The organism is Caulobacter sp. 73W (assembly GCF_041021955.1).
Taxonomy (GTDB): Bacteria; Pseudomonadota; Alphaproteobacteria; order Caulobacterales; family Caulobacteraceae; genus Caulobacter.
In genome coordinates this window covers 2,870,260-2,888,876 of the sequence record NZ_CP158375.1, presented here as the reverse complement: position 1 = coordinate 2,888,876, position 18,617 = coordinate 2,870,260, and the positions used below count along the sequence as shown (strand labels likewise).

The window sequence follows — 18,617 nt, the reverse complement described above, 5'->3', positions numbered from 1 at the left end:
GGGTCCGTCGAGAGGCGCGGAACCTAGTCTGGGCTTTTGCGAAGCGCAAGCCGGTTTCCAGGTTTTTTTCGCGCCTCCCTTTCCGTCAGTTCCCGAGCAGTCCGCCGAGACCCTTTTTCATGGCTTGCCGAGCCGCTTCCTGAGGCGACATCGGCTGTTGCGGACGGCCGCGCTGCTGGGTCGGACGGGCGGCGGGAGCTTCCTCGTCCTCGTCGTCGGGCATGCCCATGCCGCCCATTCCCCCCATGTCGCCCATGCCCAGGACCGTGCCGGTCGCCGAGCGGTAGCGGACCTTGGTGGTCCACTCGATGTTCCAAGGGACCTTCGGATCGGTCGGGCGCGGCGGATGGCTGAAATTGGCCTCCCCGCCATAGGCGACCAGGCTGATCATGGCCGAGGGGGCGGCGTCCACGAAGCCCTTGGGCAGGGCGCAGGTCGTGGTCTGCGGCGCCATCAGCTGCTTCTGCTCCACGAGGCGGGCGATGTCGCCCTGGCTCAGATAGTCCGGCGCGATGAAGGCGGCGGCCTGCGCCTCGCTGGAGATCCACAGGGCGACGGTGTCGCGGTCCCCGCCGCCGACGGCGGAAGCCAGGAACGCCCTGGCGCCAGCCACCGCGTTCCAGTTCAGGCTGGCGCCGGCGGGCGTCTCACGCGCCTGCAGGGCGATCGGTGCGAGAAAGTCCTGCGCCGCGGTCAGGTTGAAGCGGATGTCCGGCGTATAGTTGCCCGACACCACGTGCTCTCCGGCCAGGGAGCCGCGCGGCGGCACGCTCATGGGCGAGCGGTCGTTCGGCCAGACGCCGTAGGTGGCGTGGCGCTGCGGCGACGGCGGCTTCATTGCGGTGTAGTTCAACGGCTTGAACGCCGCCGCGAAGGCCGGGGCCGAGGTCGTGCCCAGCTTCGACATGTCGAGCACCGCCGGCTGCCCCTGGCGGGTCTGGGCGCCGCAGCCCCAGAACAGCAGGATCTTGCCGCGCGGCTTCTCGAACTGCTGCGGAACGTGCGGGCCGTCCTCGCGCTCGGGCCGGACCACCGTCGGGGTGACCAGGGGCAGAGCGCCGCGCGTGCCGAGCGCCGCCGTGGGCGTGTGCTGGGCCGACGGCCCGGCCGTCTTGCGCGACGAGCCGAGCTGCAGGGTCAGGTTGTGGTTGGCCGAGGCCTTCGGCCCGCCGCCCATCATCATGCTGATCATGGCCTGGGGCGAGGGCTGGCCGCCGCTCATCATCCCGGCCATGCCGCTGATGGTCTCGGCGCTGACCCAGTATTCGGCGACCGGTCCGGTCACCACCTGCTTCGGCGCCTGGGCGACGGCGCCGCCGGCGGCGGCGGCCGTCGCGGCCAGGGCGATGCGGGCCACGCCCGTCGTCTTCAACTTCATGGAGCTCCCCTAGGAAAAAGCGGCGGACGCCGTATCACGGGTCGCCGACCGTAAAGATGCGAAATGTGCGATCCATAACACAACGGTCGCCCAAAACCGCCGCGCGTCGAACCGCTTTGGGGTTCCAAGCCGCGCCATGCGGGGCCTATGGTGCCCGCCGCTGCTTCCCAAGGATCGCCATGAGCCGCTTCCTCCACCTCGCCGCCGCCCTCGCCCTTTCCATCTGCGCCGCAAGCGCCGTTTCGGCGGCTCCCGCCCCGACCAAGCCGCGCGCCATGGTCGCCGCGGCCAATCCCCTGGCGGTGGACGCGGGCCTGCGAGTCCTGCGCGACGGCGGTTCGGCGGTGGACGCGGCGGTGGCCGTTCAGGCGGTCCTCGGCCTGGTGGAGCCGCAGAGCTCCGGCCTCGGCGGCGGGGCGTTCATGACCTATTACGACGCCAAGACGGGCAAGATCACGATCTACAACGGCCGCGAGACCGCACCGGCCGGCGCCAGCGCCGACATGTTCATCGGCGCCGACGGCAAGCCCCTGTCCTATATCGATGCGATCATGTCGGGCCGCTCCACCGGCGCGCCCGGCGCGGTGGCCATGCTGGCCCTCGCCCAGAAGCAGCACGGCGTCTCGCCCTGGTCGACCCTGTTCAAGGACGCCGAGAAGCTGGCCGCCGACGGCTTCGTCGTCAGCCCGCGCCTGGCGCAGCTCGCCGGCCTGAATCGCGGCCAAGCCGCCGCGCCCGACGCCGTCGCCTATTTCACCAAGGCCGACGGAACGAAGATCAAGGGCGGCGACGTCCTGAAGAACCGCGCCTACGCCGAGACGGTCCGCCGCCTGGCCAAGGAAGGCCCCAGCGCGATGTACGAGGGGACCATCCCCGCCGCCATCGCCGCAAAGGTCCGCCAGAACCCGATCCCCGGAACCCTGACCGCCGCCGACATCAAGGACTACCGGCCCAAGGTCGCCGAGCCGCTGTGTCAGCCGTACCGCGTCTATGTGGTCTGCGTGCCGCCGCCGCCGTCCAGCGGCGTGGGACTGCTGCAGGCCCTGGCCATGCTGGAGAAGACCGACATCGCCAAGCGGGGCCCGAACGACGCCATCGCCTGGGTTCAGTTGGCCGAGGCCGAGCGCGTCATGTACGCCGACCGCGACCGCTATGTGGGCGACCCGGACTTCGTGCAGGTGCCGGTCAAGGGCCTGCTCGATCCGGCCTATGTGGCTGAACGCGCCAAGCTGATAGGCGAGCGCGCCGGCCCCGTGCCCACCCATGGCACGCCCCCGGGCTTCGAGCCGCGCGGCGCCGACAAGACCCATGAGCCCGGCGGCACCACCCACTTCGTGATCGTCGACGCCAAGGGCAACGCGGTCTCCATGACCACCACGGTGGAGAGCCTGTTCGGCTCGGGCCGCATGGTCGCCGGCTTCTTCCTCAACAACCAGCTGACCGACTTCAGCCGTTATCCGGAAGACGTTCGCGGCGGCCCCTTGGCCAACATGCCCGCTCCGGGCAAGCGCCCCCGCTCGTCCATGGCCCCGGCGGTCATCCTGAGGGACGGCAAGTTCTACGCCGCCGTCGGCTCGCCGGGCGGCAACGCCATCCTATCCTACAACCTGAAGGCCATCGTCGGCCTGATCGACTGGAATCTGTCCATGCAGGACGCGATCAGCCTGCCCAACATGGTGGCCCGCGCCGACACCTTCTCCAGCGAGGTGAACCGCTTCGCTCCGGGCGTGGCCGATCAGATCATCGCCCGCGGCGTCGCCATCAAGCCGGGCCAGAACGAAACCTCCGGCCTGCATGGGGTGGTGGTGCGCGAAGGCGGCGTCCTGGAAGGCGGCGCCGATCCGCGTCGTGAGGGCGTGGCGAAGGGGCTGTAGGCTGAAGTCTCCTGCCCCGTAGCGCAGCGTACGGGAGCGGTGGATCGGCGCGCAGCGACGAGACGGAGGGGGCGCTTTTCTGAAGCTCAGGAGAGCGCCCCCTCCACCATGCTTCGCATGGTCCCTCCCCCGCAAGCGGGGCAGGAGAAGAAGCTCTAGCTCCGCCCTTTCAAGGCCGCCGGCGCGCCGGGCAGGCGCAGTTCGAACACCGTGCCTTCGGCGCCGGAGCGGATCAGCGACAGCTCGCCGCCATGGCCCTGGGCCAGCTCGCGGGCGATGACCAGGCCAAGACCGGTTCCGCCGCGACGTGCCGAGCCGGCGAACGGCAGGAACAGGTTCTCCTGCGCCTTTTCCGGCAGGCCGGGGCCGTCGTCCGAGATACGGACGATCGACACCCCGCCCTCGACGATCAGCGAGGCCTGGATCTTTCCCTTGCGGCCGTTCTGCGCCTCGATCGCCTGACGGGCGTTGCGCAGCAGGTTGGCCAGGATGCGGTGCAGCTGGTCAGGGTCGGCCAGCACACGGACCTTGGTGTCGACGCCGGTGGCGAAGCGCACCTGCGGGGTCGGCAGGCCGGCCTCCTCCGCCGCCGCCTTCAACGCCGCCTTCAACGGCAGGGGCCGGGCGTCCGGCGCGGCTTCGTCCGTCTTGCCATAGGTCAGTACGTTGGTGGCCAGGGTCACGGCCCGGTCGAGGGCCCGCTCCAGCCGCGGCAGGGCGGCGGCCACCTTGGGATCGCCGATGGCGGCCAGGCGGTCGGAGGCGATCTGCGCGCTGGTCAGCATGTTGCGCAGGTCGTGATTGATCTTGGCCACCGCCTCGCCCAGGGCCGCCAGGCGGGCGCGCGAATTCAGGGCCGCCACCAGGTCGGCCTGCATGCGGTCCAGTTCGGCCTCGGCGCGGCCGATCTCGTCCAGGCGGCCGGACAGTTCGATGCGCGCCTTGGGGTCCTCGGGGTCGGCCCGGAACCGCTCCATGGCCCGGGTGATCCGGCGCATGGGCGCGACCAGGAATCGGTTGAGCGACAGATAGACCAGCGCCCCCGCCAGGATCGCCACGAATGCCGTCACAACCGCCAGGCGGGCCAGATAGCCCAGCAGGTCGGCCTTCAGCGGGGCGTCGGGGGTCAGGATCTCGACGAACTCGGCCTCGCGGAACTGCGGCTCGGCCACCACGCGGACCAGGCTGCCCTCGCGGCTGGAGAGGGTGAAGAACGGCGCCGCCAGCCACGAACCGGGGTTCTGGCTGCGCAGGTCGACCAGATAGGGCGTGCGGATCTCACGCGGGGCGGCCAGGACCAGGCGGCGGGCCCCGTCGCTCTGGATCGCCACCGACACGACCCCCGCCCCGTCGAGGAGTTGGGCGGAGATGCGGTCGCTGATCCTCAGGCTGGGGTCGGCCTCGGCCACGGTGGAGGCCAGCTCGGCGGCGCGGACCCGCTCCAGCAGCCACTGCTCCTCGAACGCGGCCAGGGCCGGCGGCAGAACCAGCAGGGCGGCCAGCGCGACGAAAAGCGTGGTGAGCAGCAGCAGGCGCGCCGATAGGCCGCCGCGCCACGAAAAGCGGCGCTCTACCGGTGTTTCCGGTGCGGGAGACGGCGCGGCGTCCATGGTCATCCGTTACTGCACCTGCCCGCGCCGGGCAACGCGACTATTGCTCGTCACGGCGGGGCCTCAGTCGCCGATAGAGCATGGAAGCGCCCGCCAGTGCGCCAAGCCCGACCAGCGGCAGCACGACGCGCGGCTCGACCAGAATGCTCAGGTCCACCGGACGCCCCTGCATGAACAGGTGCCCAAGCCCCGCCCCCATGCTGGCGTAGACCAGCGAGCTGGGCGCCATGCCCAGGAACGACGCCGACAGAAAGGTGCGCAGGCGAATGCCCACCAGCCCTGCCGCCAGGTTGATGACCAGCAGCGGAAAGGCCGGGATCAGGCGCAGGGTCAGCAGGTAGTGGAAGGCGTCCTTCTTGATGCCCTCCTCGATACGCAGAAGGGTCGAGCCTGCGCGCTTTTGCAACATCCCGCCAAAGGCCGTGCGGCAGGCGGCGTAGATCACCGTCGAGCCCGCCGTCGCCCCGGTCACCGCCAGCAGCCCGCCCAGCCATGGCCCGAACAGGAAGCCGCCCGACAAGGTCAGCAGCAACGCCGCCGGCAGGGACAATGAGACCACGAACACATAGGCGAACAGATAGATGGCGATAGCCGCCGCCGGCCGCCGGTCCACGAAGGCCGACAGATAGGCGTGGCGGGCCTGAAGCTCCTCGATCGTGAAGTGCTTCCACAGGCCGCTGAAGAACACCGCCGCCGCCAGAACGGCCAGCAGGACCGCCGGCGCGATCTTGGCCGCGACGAGCCAGGTATTGTCGCGGCCAGCCGGCGTCATCGCGCCCCGACCGCCTGTGTGACGGCGGCGAAGCCGTCTGCCTTGAGGCGCGCCGCCAGGTCATGGGCGATACGGACCACCAGGCCGGGCCCGCCATAGACCAGCGCCGAATAGAGCTGCACCGCCTGGGCGCCCGCACGGATCTTGGCGTAGGCGTCCGCCCCGCTGGCGACCCCGCCGGCGCCGACCAGGGCGATGCGGCCGTCGGCGGCCTGGAAGAACTGGCTCAGCACGGCGGTCGACCGCTCGGTCAGGGGCGCGCCGGACAGGCCGCCGGTCTCCGAGGCCCGGGCCGACTTCAGCGTGTCGGGGCGTGCGATGGTGGTGTTGGAGACGATGATGCCGTCCAGGCCGTTCTCCACCGCCGTCTCTACGATGGCCTCGACCTCGCCGTCCTCAAGGTCGGGAGCCACCTTCAGCAACACCGGCACGTCGCCTTCAGGGGCCAGCGCCTCGCGCCGCTCGGCCAGGCGGCCCAGCAACTCCTCCAGCGCGGCGCGCGTCTGCAGGGCGCGCAGGCCGGGCGTGTTGGGCGACGAGATATTGACCGTGAAGTAGTCCGCCAGACCCCACAAGTGCGACAGGCCGTTCACATAGTCGGCGACCCGGTCCTCGGCGTCCTTGTTGGCGCCGATATTGGCCCCCACCACCCCACGACGCCGCCGGTGCGACAAACGGGAGGCGAAGGCGTTCAGCCCCTCGTTGTTGAAGCCCATGCGGTTGATCACCGCCTGGTCCTCGGTCAGTCGGAACAGGCGCGGGCGCGGATTGCCGGCCTGGGGCAGCGGGGTGACCGTACCGGCCTCCACGAAGCCGAAGCCGGCGGCAAGCATGGCGTCCGGAACCTCGGCGTTCTTGTCGAAGCCGGCGGCCAGGCCGATGCAGTTGGGAAGGTCGAGCCCCGCCACCGTCGTCGCCAGGATCGGCAGGTCGATGGTGTTGCGCGGCCCAAGTCCCGCCTTCAGCCCCTTGATGGCGAGGCCATGCGCGTCTTCCGGATCGAAGAGGTGCATGGCGCGGGCGGCGAGGTCGTGAAGGCTCATACGGAAAGATCACCAAGTTGAGGCGCGCCGTCGTCGCCGAGCGGCAGGTCGCGCGACGCGGCCACCTCGTTCAACGCGATGGCGCGGTAAAGGTGCGGGAACAAGGCGCCGCCCCGCGACGGCTCCCAGACCAGCTTGTCGCCAAGCGCATCGGCGTCGAGGGTCAGGAGAACCAGATCGTCACGGCCCGCGAAGTGCTTGGCGGCCGTCTCCTGCGCCTGGTCCGGCGCGGAGAAGTGGATGTAGCCGTCGGCCAGATCGACCGCCGAGCCGGTGAACTGGCCAGACGCCTGGAAGGCCGCCCATTCGTCACGGCTCATGATCTTGAAGATCGGCTTCATTCGGCGCCCCGGCCGCCATGGTCGGCGGCGTAGAACAGGCCTTCCATCTGCGGGCGTCCGGCTTCGTCGAAGCTGAAGGCGATCGCCGTGGCGGGCGGGAAGCGCATCTCGACCCGGGCGATCAGGGCCGGCGAGGCCGAACCGGCCTTCAGCAGGCCCGCCGCCAGGTCCTGCAGCGTCGGATTGTGCCCGACCACCATCACCGTGCCGGCGGTCTGGGTTTCGACCGCGGAAAGCACCGTCTGGCTGCCGGCGGAGTAGAAGTCGGCCCGGTTCTCGGCCCGGGCCTGGGGAAAGGCTTCGCTGGCGGCGGTCCAGGTCTCCTGCGCGCGGCGCGCCTCGGAGATCAGCGCCAGGTCCGGCGAGAAGCCCGCCTTGGCCAAGGCGTCGCCGATCAGCGCGGCGTCCACGCGGCCCTGCGGGGTCAGGGCGCGGTCGAAGTCGCCGCCGGTCGGACCACGCCGTTCGGCGGCCCCGTGACGCATCAGAATAAGCCGTTCCATGCCGCCCCTCTTAGCCTTGCTCGCGACCCGCTCAAAGCGCCGGTTGACAGGCGTATCGCCAAAAGGTCCAAGACCTCATGACGGCGGCGACGGCGACCATGAATGAGGCGTTCTGCGGCGACGGGGGAACCTGGCGGTTTCCCGCCGAAAAGCCGTTGCAGCTCGACTCCGGCGGCCAGCTGGCGCCGCTGGAGGTCGCCTATCGCACCTTTGGGACGCTGAACGCCGACAAGTCGAACGCGGTCCTGGTCTGCCACGCCCTGACCGGCGACCAGCATTGCGCGGGCGAGCACCCGGTTTCGGGCAAGCCCGGCTGGTGGAACCGCCTGATCGGTCCCGGCCTGCCCCTCGATCCGGCGCGGCACTTCATCATCTGCTCGAACGTCATCGGCGGCTGCATGGGCTCGACCGGCCCGGCCTCGATCAATCCGGCGACGGGCCAGGCCTATGGCCTGTCGTTCCCGGTGATCACCATCGCCGACATGGTCCGCGCCCAGGCCATGCTGGTCGAGGCGCTGGGCGTCGAGACCCTGTTCGCCGTGGTCGGCGGCTCCATGGGCGGCATGCAGGTGCTGCAATGGGCGGCCGACTATCCGGAGAAGATCTTCTCCGCCGTGATCATCGCCTCGGCGGCCCGCCACTCGGCCCAGAACATCGCCTTCCACGAGGTCGGCCGCCAGGCGGTCATGGCCGATCCGGACTGGCGCGGCGGCTCCTATGCCGTCCATGGCGTGCGCCCGGAAAAGGGCCTGGCCGTGGCCCGCATGGCCGCGCACATCACCTATCTGTCCGAGCCCGCCCTGCAGCGGAAGTTCGGCCGCGAGTTGCAGCGCGACGGCCTGTCCTGGGGCTTCGACGCCGACTTCCAGGTGGAAAGCTATCTGCGCCACCAGGGGGCGAGCTTCGTCGACCGGTTCGACGCCAACTCCTACCTCTACATCACCCGGGCCATGGACTATTTCGACCTGGCCCAGAGCCACGGCGGCATCCTGGCCGAGGCGTTCAAGAAGGCGCGCAACGTGCGCTTCTGCGTGCTGTCCTTCACCACCGACTGGCTCTACCCGACCGCCGAGAACCGCCACATCGTGCGGGCCCTGAACGCCGCCGGCGCACGGGCCAGCTTCGTCGAGATCGAAAGCGACAAGGGTCATGACGCCTTCCTGCTGGACGAGCCGGTGATGAACGCCGCCCTGTCCGGCTTCATGGCGTCGGCCGACCAGGCCCGGGGGATCGCGTGAGGCCGGTGATCCGGGAGGACTTCAAGGAGATCCTGCGCCTAGTGCGCCCCGGCTCGCGCGTGCTCGACGTCGGCTGCGGCGAGGGCGAGCTTCTGGAGATCCTGGCCCAGGAGAAGCAAGTGGACGGCCGCGGGGTCGAGATCAGCCCCGAGGGCGTGGCCGCCGGCCTGTCGCGCGGCCTGGCCGTGGTGCAGGGCGACGCCGACCGCGACCTGGACCACTTCGCCGCCAAGGCGTTCGACTACGCGATCCTGTCCCAGACCCTGCAGGCCGTGCGCCATCCGCGCCATGTGCTGAACGAGCTGCTGCGCATCGCCGACCGGGCCATCGTGTCGTTCCCCAACTTCGGCCACTGGCGCGTGCGCTGGTCGCTGGTCAGCCGAGGCCGCATGCCCGAGACTCGCGCCCTGCCCGAGCCGTGGTGGTCGACGCCCAACATCCACCTTTGCACCCTGGCCGACTTCCTGAGCCTGTGCGACGACCTGGACCTGCGCATCGACGCCTGCGCCGCCCTGACCGAGGGCCGGCCCGCCCGCGCCATCGATCCGAGCAAGCCGCTGGAGAACTGGCGCTCCGAAGCCGCGCTCTTCCTGCTCAGCCGGCGCGGAGAAAGCGTCGCCGCGGCGGAACCTCAAGCCCCCAGGAACGATCTCTTCGGCGGATGAAACTTCGCCTCGTCACCTACAACGTCCACCGCTGCGTCGGCGTCGACCGCCGACTGGATGTGGAGCGTGTCGCCGACGTTATCGCCGCCATGCGCCCTGATGTGGTGGCCTTGCAGGAACTGGACGTCGGCCGCGCCCGCACGCGCGGCGTCGACCAGGCCCACAAGCTGGCCGAGCTGCTGAAGATGAAGTCGCGCTTCCACCCGGCCATGAAGGTCGAGGAGGAGCTCTACGGCGACGCCATTCTCACCGCCCTGCCCGAGCGTCTGATCCGCGCCGACTCCCTGCCTCAGTACAAGCGAGTGCCCGGGCTGGAGCCGCGCGGCGCGGTGTGGGTCGCCATCGACATCGGCGGCGGACGCGAGTTGCAGGTGATCAACACCCATCTGGGCCTGATCCCGCGCGAGCAGCAGCGCCAGGCCGCCGCCTTGATCGACGAGTGGCTGGCCGACGAGCAGTTCACCGCTCCGGCCGTGCTGCTGGGCGACTTCAACGCCACGCCCTATTCGAAGACTTACCGGATGCTGCGCTCCGCCATGCGCGACGCCCAGGTCGGACGCCCCAGGCCGCCGACGGCGACCTTCCCCTCGAACTTCCCGTTCATGCGCATCGACCACGTCTTCCTGGCCGGCGACATCAAGGTCTGCGCGGTGGAAAGCCCCTACGACGCGCGGGCGCGCCAGGCGTCGGACCACCTGCCCCTGCTGGTGGAGCTGGAGCTGCCGACGGCGGCCTAGCTGCGGTAGTCGCCGTTGATGGCCACGTACTGCTTGGTCAGGTCGCAGGTCCACACCGTGGACGAGCCCCGGCCGACGCCAACCTCGACGGAGATCTCCAGCTCGGCGTTCTTCATGTAAGCGCTCATCTTCGCCTCGTTGTAATCGGGCGCGACGAGGCCGTCGTGGGCCGCGGTCAGCGGGCCGAAGCGCACGGCGATGCGGTCACGGTTCACCGGCTCATCCGCCCGTCCGATGGCCATGACGATGCGGCCCCAGTTGGCGTCCTCGCCGGCGATGGCGGTCTTCACCAGCGGGCTCTCGGCGATGGTGCGGGCGATCTTGCGCGCGCTGGCGGCGCTTTCGGCGCCATTGACGGTGATCTTGACGAACTTGGTCGCGCCTTCGCCGTCCTTGACCAGCTGCATGGCCAGGTCGTGCAGGACCAGCTCCAGCTTCTCGCGGAAATCGGCCAGGCGCTTGTCGCCCGCGCGGCTGATCTTGGGCGCGCCGGACTGGCCGGTGGCGAACAGCAGAAGGGTGTCGTTGGTGGACCGGTCGCCATCCACCGTCACCGCGTTGAACGTGGTGCGGGTGTAGAGGCTGACCAGGGTCTGCAGGACGGCTGGCGAGATGGCCGCGTCCGTGGCCACGAAGGACAGCATGGTCGCCATGTCCGGCGCGATCATGCCAGAGCCCTTGGCGATGCCGGCGATCTTCACCGTGACGCCGTCGATCTCGGCGGTGGCGTAGGCCCCCTTCGGGAAGGTGTCGGTGGTCATGATCGCCGAGGCCGCGGCGGCCCAGGCGTCGGCGGTCAGGCGCTGCTCGATCTCGGGCAGGCGGGCGGTGATCTTGGCGTCGTCCAGGATCACGCCGATCACGCCGGTGGAGGCCATCATCACGTCGCGCTGGCGGCAATCCAGGCGCTTGGCCACGGCGGTGGCGACACGGCGGGCGGCGTCGGCGCCAGGGCGGCCGGTGAAGCTGTTGGCGCAGCCGGCGTTGACCAGCAGGGCGCGGACGTTGTCGCCCTTGCTCATCTCCAGGTGCTTCTTGCACCAGTCGACCGGGGCGGAGCCCACGCCGTGGCGGGTGAACACCCCGGCGGCCGAGGTCCCCTCGGCGAAGCGCATGAGGAGCACGTCCTCGCGGACATGCTTGTAGAAGCCGGCATGGCCGGTGGCGATCTCCACGCCGGCGATCGGCGGGATCGAGGGGAACGGCACGGCCAGGGGCGACACCGCCAGGCCGGGCTTGCCCGGCGCGCCGGCGGGCGCGGCGGCCTGCTGGGCCTGCGCCTTGCCCGTGAACGGACGCTTAAGCGCCGAGGCCAGGGGATCGAGCGCGTGCTCGACGACCTGCCCGACCTTCTCCAGCGGCTTGGCGACCGGGCTCTTCTTGGCGGCGGTCTTGGCCGAAGTCTTGGCCGGGGTCTTGCCCGGGGTCTTGCCCGGGGTCTGGGAGGGCGTACGGCTCATGAATCGGCCTTGGCAGGAGCGGAAGCGGGAGCGGCGGCGGCGGGTTCGCGCGGCGCGCCGGGGATGTCGGGCTGGCTGGGCAGCAGGGTTTCGACCTTGGCCTTGGCGCGCAGCTTTTCCAGCAGGTCGCGGACCTGATCATAGGTCAAGAAGCGGACGATCTGCGGGCGGGCGGCCTCGATGGTGATCGGCTCCTCGGTGCGCTTGTCCTCGACCTTCACGATGGCGAAGCCGCCCTCGGTGGCGAAGGGACCTACGATGGAGCCCACGGCGGCGTCTTTCAGGGCGGCGGTATAGGCCTCGGGCATCACGTCGACGGTGAAGTAGCCAAGATCGCCGCCGTTGAAACGGGTCGCCGCGTCGGTGGAGCGCTCCATGGCCAGGGCCTCGAACGAGGCGCCGGTGGACAGCAGCTTGCGCACGGCCTCGCCATCGGCCTGGGTCGGGACCAGGATCTGGCGCGCCTTGATCTCTTCCGACCGCTTCGAGAGCTTCAACTGCTCCTGATAGAGGCCGCGGATGGCGTTGTCGGTGACGGCCTTCTCGACCACGCCCTCGACCAGCATGTCGCCCAGGATGCGCTCGCGGGCGGCGTCCAGGCGGCGCTGGGCGGCGGGGTCCTTATCCAGCTTCTGCTTCAGGGCCTCGGCGGCCAGCAGCTTCTGATCGACCACCTCGTCCAGCACACGACGGAACAGGTCCGAGGACGGATCCAGGGGATCCGCCTCGCCGATCAGCCCCTGGGCCACGGCCTCGCGCTTGACGTCGCTGGTCCAGACCGGACGGCTGTCGACGCGCGCCACGACCTCGTCGCCCGGCTCGGGCGGCTTCTCGGTCCCGGCGTTGCGCCCGCAGGCGGCCAGGGTGAGGCTCGCCGCCAGCAAGGCGACGATCAGGAAGGCGGGACGTTTGGCGGACAAGGTCATGAAGACTCCTTGCGGCTTCAAGGCTCCGTAACGCCAGTCGGGGACGGGCGCCAGTGCGTCCTTCGACTCGCCCGCTGGCGCGGGCGGCTCAGGATGGCGAATTCGGTGCAAAGACTTCGTCATGCTGGGCGGGAGCGCCAGCGACCCGTCGAAGCACGCAACGCCTCAACTCCCCGGCTTCAGCTTCCGCCCCAGGAAGTCCAGATAGGTCTTCCAGACGTGCAGGCCCTTGGACGGGCTGCGGACCACGCTGTGGCGCTCGCCCGGATAGAGCATGGTCTCGAACGGCTGCGCCTGGGCCTGCATCTGGGCCATGACGCGGGTGGCGTTCTCGAAGATCACGTTGTCGTCGCTCATGCCGTGGACCAGCAGCAGGTCGCCCGACATGTCCTTCAGGCGCGGCCCGACCTCAGACGCCTTGTAGCCGGCGGCGTTATCCTGCGGCGTGCCCATGAAGCGCTCTGTGTAATGGGTGTCGTACAGCGACCAGTCGGTGGGCGGCGCGCCGCTGATGCCGGCCGAGAAGCCGGAATTGGGCTGGGTCAGCAGCATCAGGGACATGTAGCCGCCGTAGGACCAGCCGACGACGCCGATCCGGGCGGGATCGACATAGGGCAGGGTCTTCAGGAAGTTCGCCCCGGCGATCTGATCCTGGACCTCAACCGTGCCCAGCTTGCGGTCCAGGGCGGTCTTGAAGGCGACGGAGCGATTGACCGAGCCCCGGTTGTCCAGGCGGAAGACGATGTAGCCGGCGTCCAGCAGCAGGCGCTCGCGCGGCTCGTACCACTTCTTGGTCACGGTCTGGCTGGTCGGGCCGCCATAGACCAGCACCACCACCGGGTACTTCTTCGAGGCGTCGAAGCCCGGAGGCGTGGTCAGGCCGTAATAGAGGTCCTGCCCGTCCGCCGCCTTGATCGAACCGAAGGTCGGGACCCGATGGCTGTCCTTGAACGGCGCATAGGGGTGACTGGCGTCGAGGCGGTTCTCCTCGATCCAGCGCACGCGCTTGCCCTTGGCGTCGTACAGGGCCGTTTGCGGCGGGGTGCTGGGGTCCGAATAGGTCCCGGCGAAGGCGCCGCCCTCTTCGGCCACGTCCACCGACCACCAGCCGCCGGCGGGCGTCAGGGCCTTGGGCGCGGCGGGGCCCTTGTAGCTGACCGAATAGAGCCGGCGTTCCAGCGGCGTGTCGATGGAGGCCGCGAACAGGGCGACGCCCTTGGCCTCGTCCACGCCCGCCAGCGCGTCCATCGGCCATTCGCCCTTCGTCACCTGGCGGATCAGGCGGCCGTCGGCGGCGTGCAGATACAGGTGGCGGAAGCCGGATTTCTCTGACGACCACAGGAAGGAGCCGTCCTTCAGGGGCCTGAAATCGTCGCTCAGCTCGACCCAGTGCGGCGAGGTCTCGGTGAGAATGACCTTCGCCGCGCCCGTGGCCGGATCGACGGCCAGCAGATCCAGGCGCTTCTGGTCGCGGGTCTGGCGCTGGACGTACAGGGTCTTGCCGTCCTCGGACCACTTCACCCGGGCGACATAGATGTCCTTGTCCGCGCCCAGGTCGACCTTGACCTTCTCGCCGCTGGCCAGGTCGTGCACATAGACCTCGACCACCGCGTTGGGACGGCCGGCGCGGGGATAGCGCTGGGCCACCGAGGTCGCGCCGCTGGCGCCGATGTCCAGGCGGGGCACCACGTCCACGCCGCTCTCATCCACGCGGGTTAGGGCGATCCGGGTCTCGTCTGGCGACCACCAGTAGCCGGTGTTGCGGTCCATTTCCTCCTGGGCGATGAACTCGGCCGTGGCCCAGGTCAGGGTGTCCTTGCCGTCCGTGGTCAGGGCGCGCTCGGCCCCGCCGGCCAGGGGCAGGACGTACAGGTTCTGCTCGCGGACGAAGGAGACATAGGTTCCCTTGGGCGACACCTTGCCGTCCACCTCGTCGCCCCGGGTCTGCGTCAGGCGGCGCACCTTGCCGCCGTCCGCCTCGGCCAGGAACAGGTCGCCGTCCACCGGAACCAGGATGAAGCGCCCCTGTTCGTCCCAGTGATATTCGACCACGCCGGTCTGGGCGATGCGCATCCGCTCGCGGCGAGCGATCTCGGCCTCGGACAGGGCCTTGGTCTCGGGCGACAGAGCGCGGGCGTCCACCAGGCGGTAGGGCTCGCCCCCCTGTACGTCCACGGCCCACAGATCGGTGACCTTCTGATCCTCGACCTTGGCCTTGCGATAGGTGACCCGCTTGCCGTCCGGCGACAGGGCCACGCCCAGGGCCTTGGGCCCATTCAGGTCGCGGTCGGCGAAAACCCGCTCGGGCGTGAGGATTTCGGCCTGGGCGGAGCCGGCGGACAAGATCGCGGCGAGGGCGACGGGAACAATCTGGCGCATTCAGCGTCTTTGGGCGTCCCATAGGCCACGGTCAACGCCTAGATATGCCCGCTCGCGTTGACACTGGCTGGACCGCTGCTTAAGTCTCCGGCGCGCTGAACGAGGCGGATTTTCCAGCGGTTTTAACGGGCCGCAGCCTCGCTCCTACCGGTTTTCACGGAACATTTCCCCGCATGCTCGGCTTCGCCAAAAAGCTTTTCGGCTCCTCCAACGAACGCAAGGTGAAGGGCTATCAAGCCCGGGTCGCCAAAATCAACGCGCTGGAGCCGCAGTTCGAGGCCCTCAGCGACGCTGAGCTGGCCGGCAAGACCGCCGAGTTCAAGGCGCGGATCGAAAAGGGCGAATCCCTCGACTCCCTGCAGCCCGAAGCCTTCGCGGCCGTCCGCGAGGCGGCCAAGCGCGCCATCGGTCTGCGGCATTTCGACGTGCAGATGGTCGGCGGCATGGTCCTGCACGGCGGGGGCATCGCCGAAATGCGGACCGGCGAAGGCAAGACCCTCGTCGGCACCCTGCCCGTCTATCTGAACGCCCTTAGCGGCAAGGGCGTCCACGTCATCACCGTCAACGACTACCTGGCCACCCGCGATAGCGAGTGGATGGGTCGGGTCTACAAGTTCCTGGGCCTGTCCGTCGGCGTGATCGTCAACGGCCTGAGCCAGGGCCAGCGCCAAGCGGCCTACCGCTGCGACATCACCTACGGCACGAACAACGAGTTCGGCTTCGACTATCTGCGCGACAACCTCGTCTATGACGTGCGCGAGATGGTGCAGCGCGGCCACAACTTCGCGATCGTCGACGAAGTGGACTCGATCCTCATCGACGAAGCCCGCACCCCGCTGATCATCTCCGGCCCGACCGAAGACCGCAGCGAGCTTTACAAGACCATCGACGTCCTTGTGAAAGAGCTGATCAAGGACACCGCGACCTTCGACCACGACGAAAAGCAGCGTCAGGTCATCCTCACCGAGGAAGGCCAGGAGCGCGTCGAGGAGATGCTGACCGAGGGCGGCCACCTGGCCGAGGACACCGCCGGCCTCTATGACGCCGCCAACGTGTCGCTGGTCCACCACGTGAACCAGGCCCTGCGCGCCAACGTCCTGTACACGCGCGACAAGGACTACATCGTCAAGGGCGGCGAAGTCGTCCTGATCGACGAGTTCACCGGCCGCATGATGTCCGGCCGCCGCCTGTCCGAAGGCCTGCACCAGGCCATCGAGGCCAAGGAAGGCGCCGATATCCAGCCCGAGAACCAGACCCTGGCCTCGGTGACGATCCAGAACTACTTCCGCCTCTATTCCAAGCTGTCGGGCATGACCGGCACCGCCGCCACCGAGGCTCAGGAATTCGGCGACATCTACAAGATGGACGTCTCGGAGATCCCGACCAACCGGGTGATCAAGCGCATCGACTTCGACGACGAGGTCTATCGCACCGAGGCCGAGAAGAATGAGGCGATCCTCAAGCAGGTCGAGGAATGCTACGTCCGCGGCCAGCCGATCCTGGTGGGCACGGCCTCGATCGAGAAGTCCGAGCAGCTCTCGGAGCTGATGAACAAGCACAGCTTCGAAGTCGACGGCAAGAAGACCAAGGGCATCCCGCACAACGTGCTGAACGCCCGCTACCACGAACAGGAAGCCCTGATCGTGGCCGACGCCGGCGTCCCCGGCGCGGTGACCATCGCCACCAACATGGCCGGCCGCGGCACCGACATCCAGCTGGGCGGCAACGTCGACCTGAAGGTCTCGCGCTGGCGTGAAGAGCAGGAAGGGCTGGGCATCGCCGTGACCGGCGAGGCCGAAGCCCAGCGCCGCGCCGAGATCGAGATCGAGATCAAGGACGACAAGCAAAAGGCGCTGGACGCCGGCGGCCTGTACGTGCTGGGCACCGAGCGCCACGAAAGCCGCCGCATCGACAACCAGCTGCGCGGCCGTACCGGCCGTCAGGGCGACCCCGGCACGTCGAAGTTCTTCCTGTCCTGCGAAGACGATCTGCTGCGCATCTTCGCCGGCGACCGTCTGGACGCGATCATGCGCACCTTCGGCGTTCAGGAGGGTGAGGCCATCACCCACCCCTGGCTGAACCGCGCCATCGCGACCGCCCAGAAGAAGGTCGAGCAGCGCAACTACGAAATCCGCAAGAACCTCCTGAAGTACGACGACGTCGTCAACGACCAGCGCAAGGCCGTGTTCGAGCAGCGCCAGGAGTTCATGGAGGCTACCGATCTGTCGGAGATCGTCACCGAGATGCGCGAGGACGTGATCGACGATCTGGTCCAACGCCACCTGCCGCCCAAGGCCTATGCCGAGCAGTGGGACATCGAGGGTCTGGAAGAGCGCGTCGGCCACATCTTCGGCATGAGCCTGCCGCTCAAGGACTGGGCCGCCGAGGAAGGCATCGCCAACGAAGAGATCCGCGACCGGATGGCCGAGGCGATCAAGGCGCGCGCCGCTGAACGCGAGGCCCTGCTCAGCCCCGAGCAGACCCGCCAGATCGAAAAAAACTTCCTGCTGCAGATGATCGACCTGCAGTGGCGTGAACACCTGATGCACCTGGACCACCTGCGCAACGTCATCGGCCTGCGCGGCTACGCCCAGCGTGATCCGCTAAACGAGTATAAGACCGAAGCCTTCTCCCTGTTCGAGAAGCTGCTGGTCGACCTGCGCACCAACACCACCCGTTGGCTGATGACGGTCGAGATCCAGATGGCCGACCCGACGCCGGAGCCGTCCCCGACCGGCCTCATCGAGGTCCACATGGACCCGATGACAGGCGAGAACGAGCGTGCGGCGGCCATGTTCGGCGGCGCTCCCGGCGACAACCAGGCCCGCGAGGCCCTGCCGGTCACCGCCCTGCCGGAAGGCTGGGACCGCACCAGCCGCAACGCGGCCTGCCCCTGCGGCTCGAACAAGAAGTTCAAGCACTGCCACGGTGCGCTGATCTAGATATCTCCTTCCCTGCGCAGCGGGGGAGGAGAAGTTTCCGCCCGCTGATTTATGCTGTAAATCAGCGGGGATGCCCCGCGTCCTATCCACCGCCGAGATCACCGACTTCCGCGAGCGCCTGTGCGCCGTGGCCGAGCGGCTGTTCGCCGAGCGCGGCGCCGAGGGGGTGACCCTGCGCCAGGTGGCGGCGGAGTTGGGGGTCAGCGCCATGACCCCCTATCGCTACTTCAAGGACAAGGACGAGATCCTGGCCGCCGTGCGGACCAGCGCCTTTGAGCGCTTCGCCTCGGCCATGGAGGCGGCCTATTCCGGCACGACGGGCGACGCGCGGGTCAAATCCCAGGCCGTGGCCGCCGCCTACATGCAGTTCGCCACGCAAAGCCCGCAGGCCTATCGCCTGATGGTCGACATCGCCCAGCCGAACGAGGCCGACTATCCGGACCTGGTGGCGGCGGTGGAGCGGTCGCGCGCCACCATGACCGCCTATGTGCAGGGCCTGGTGGACGAAGGCGTGCTGGCGGGCGACCCATACCAGATCGGCCTGGCCTTCTGGGCGGCCATGCACGGGGTGATGAGCCTGCGCCTCGCCGGAAAGCTGCCCGAGGCGGACGAAGCGGCCGTGCGCGGCCTGATCTTTCACGCCCTGGGCAAGGGGCTTCGGCCTAGCTGACGACAGCGTGAAGCCGTGCGGCTTGCTCCGAAGCGCCGTCCCCCCTAGTTTCGGCGCCTTTCCCGGGGCGGAAGCGTTC

At 69.1% G+C, this 18,617-nt stretch carries 15 protein-coding genes; 6 read left to right on the top strand and 9 right to left on the bottom strand.

What is annotated here, in order from left to right:
- Positions 1–85 precede the first annotated feature (85 nt).
- On the bottom strand, positions 86–1,378 hold the full coding sequence (locus tag ABOZ73_RS13625) for a hypothetical protein (RefSeq protein ID WP_369058673.1): 1,293 nt from the start codon (positions 1,376–1,378) through the stop codon (positions 86–88).
- A gap of 179 nt (positions 1,379–1,557) precedes the next feature.
- Here ABOZ73_RS13625 and ggt point away from each other — a divergent pair, with 179 nt between their 5' ends.
- A complete protein-coding gene (gene ggt, locus ABOZ73_RS13620) occupies positions 1,558–3,252 on the top strand; it encodes a gamma-glutamyltransferase (protein ID WP_369058672.1) in 1,695 nt (564 codons plus the stop codon).
- A gap of 155 nt (positions 3,253–3,407) precedes the next feature.
- On the opposite strand, the gene ABOZ73_RS13615 is transcribed toward ggt, so the two are convergent.
- From ABOZ73_RS13615 to ABOZ73_RS13595, 5 genes are read right to left on the bottom strand one after another with little or no spacing between them, the layout of a single operon-like run.
- A complete protein-coding gene (locus tag ABOZ73_RS13615) occupies positions 3,408–4,868 on the bottom strand; it encodes a sensor histidine kinase (protein WP_369058671.1) in 1,461 nt (486 codons plus the stop codon).
- A 34-nt stretch (positions 4,869–4,902) separates the two neighbouring features.
- Positions 4,903–5,634, bottom strand: coding sequence for a TVP38/TMEM64 family protein (locus ABOZ73_RS13610; RefSeq protein WP_369058670.1), 732 nt, complete (start codon positions 5,632–5,634; stop codon positions 4,903–4,905).
- Positions 5,631–6,677, bottom strand: a complete 1,047-nt coding sequence (locus ABOZ73_RS13605; protein ID WP_369058669.1) for a quinone-dependent dihydroorotate dehydrogenase — start codon at positions 6,675–6,677, stop codon at positions 5,631–5,633. The genes ABOZ73_RS13610 and ABOZ73_RS13605 overlap by 4 nt, the downstream gene beginning before the upstream one ends.
- The gene (locus ABOZ73_RS13600; protein ID WP_369058668.1) at positions 6,674–7,018 is read right to left on the bottom strand and encodes a DUF952 domain-containing protein; all 345 of its coding nucleotides are present in this window, start codon (positions 7,016–7,018) and stop codon (positions 6,674–6,676) included. Before ABOZ73_RS13600 ends, ABOZ73_RS13605 begins: the two co-directional genes overlap by 4 nt.
- Positions 7,015–7,521, bottom strand: a complete 507-nt coding sequence (locus tag ABOZ73_RS13595) for a histidine phosphatase family protein (protein ID WP_369058667.1) — start codon at positions 7,519–7,521, stop codon at positions 7,015–7,017. The genes ABOZ73_RS13600 and ABOZ73_RS13595 overlap by 4 nt, the downstream gene beginning before the upstream one ends.
- Before the next feature lie 98 nt (positions 7,522–7,619).
- Between ABOZ73_RS13595 and ABOZ73_RS13590 the strand changes: the two genes are divergently transcribed.
- The 3 genes from ABOZ73_RS13590 to ABOZ73_RS13580 are packed head-to-tail and all read left to right on the top strand — an operon-like array spanning position 7,620 to position 10,161.
- The gene (locus ABOZ73_RS13590) at positions 7,620–8,759 is read left to right on the top strand and encodes a homoserine O-acetyltransferase (protein WP_369062547.1); all 1,140 of its coding nucleotides are present in this window, start codon (positions 7,620–7,622) and stop codon (positions 8,757–8,759) included.
- A complete protein-coding gene (gene metW, locus ABOZ73_RS13585; RefSeq protein ID WP_369058666.1) occupies positions 8,756–9,424 on the top strand; it encodes a methionine biosynthesis protein MetW in 669 nt (222 codons plus the stop codon). The genes ABOZ73_RS13590 and metW overlap by 4 nt, the downstream gene beginning before the upstream one ends.
- A complete protein-coding gene (locus tag ABOZ73_RS13580; protein ID WP_369058665.1) occupies positions 9,421–10,161 on the top strand; it encodes an endonuclease/exonuclease/phosphatase family protein in 741 nt (246 codons plus the stop codon). Before metW ends, ABOZ73_RS13580 begins: the two co-directional genes overlap by 4 nt.
- On the opposite strand, the gene argJ is transcribed toward ABOZ73_RS13580, so the two are convergent.
- The 3 genes from argJ to ABOZ73_RS13565 all read right to left on the bottom strand — a co-directional run bounded on the left by argJ (position 10,158) and on the right by ABOZ73_RS13565 (position 14,926).
- The gene (gene argJ / locus ABOZ73_RS13575) at positions 10,158–11,369 is read right to left on the bottom strand and encodes a bifunctional glutamate N-acetyltransferase/amino-acid acetyltransferase ArgJ (RefSeq protein ID WP_369062546.1); all 1,212 of its coding nucleotides are present in this window, start codon (positions 11,367–11,369) and stop codon (positions 10,158–10,160) included. The genes ABOZ73_RS13580 and argJ overlap by 4 nt on opposite strands.
- A 248-nt stretch (positions 11,370–11,617) precedes the next feature.
- The gene (locus tag ABOZ73_RS13570) at positions 11,618–12,547 is read right to left on the bottom strand and encodes a peptidylprolyl isomerase (RefSeq protein ID WP_369058664.1); all 930 of its coding nucleotides are present in this window, start codon (positions 12,545–12,547) and stop codon (positions 11,618–11,620) included.
- Between the two features lie 165 nt (positions 12,548–12,712).
- The gene (locus tag ABOZ73_RS13565) at positions 12,713–14,926 is read right to left on the bottom strand and encodes a S9 family peptidase (RefSeq protein ID WP_369058663.1); all 2,214 of its coding nucleotides are present in this window, start codon (positions 14,924–14,926) and stop codon (positions 12,713–12,715) included.
- A gap of 173 nt (positions 14,927–15,099) precedes the next feature.
- On the opposite strand from ABOZ73_RS13565, the gene secA reads away from it, so the two are divergent.
- Together secA and ABOZ73_RS13555 are read left to right on the top strand one after the other, a co-directional pair.
- On the top strand, positions 15,100–17,868 hold the full coding sequence (gene secA / locus ABOZ73_RS13560; RefSeq protein WP_369058662.1) for a preprotein translocase subunit SecA: 2,769 nt from the start codon (positions 15,100–15,102) through the stop codon (positions 17,866–17,868).
- A 70-nt stretch (positions 17,869–17,938) separates the two neighbouring features.
- Complete coding sequence (locus ABOZ73_RS13555) at positions 17,939–18,538, top strand: TetR/AcrR family transcriptional regulator (protein WP_369058661.1); 600 nt, start codon at positions 17,939–17,941, stop codon at positions 18,536–18,538.
- Positions 18,539–18,617 lie beyond the last annotated feature (79 nt).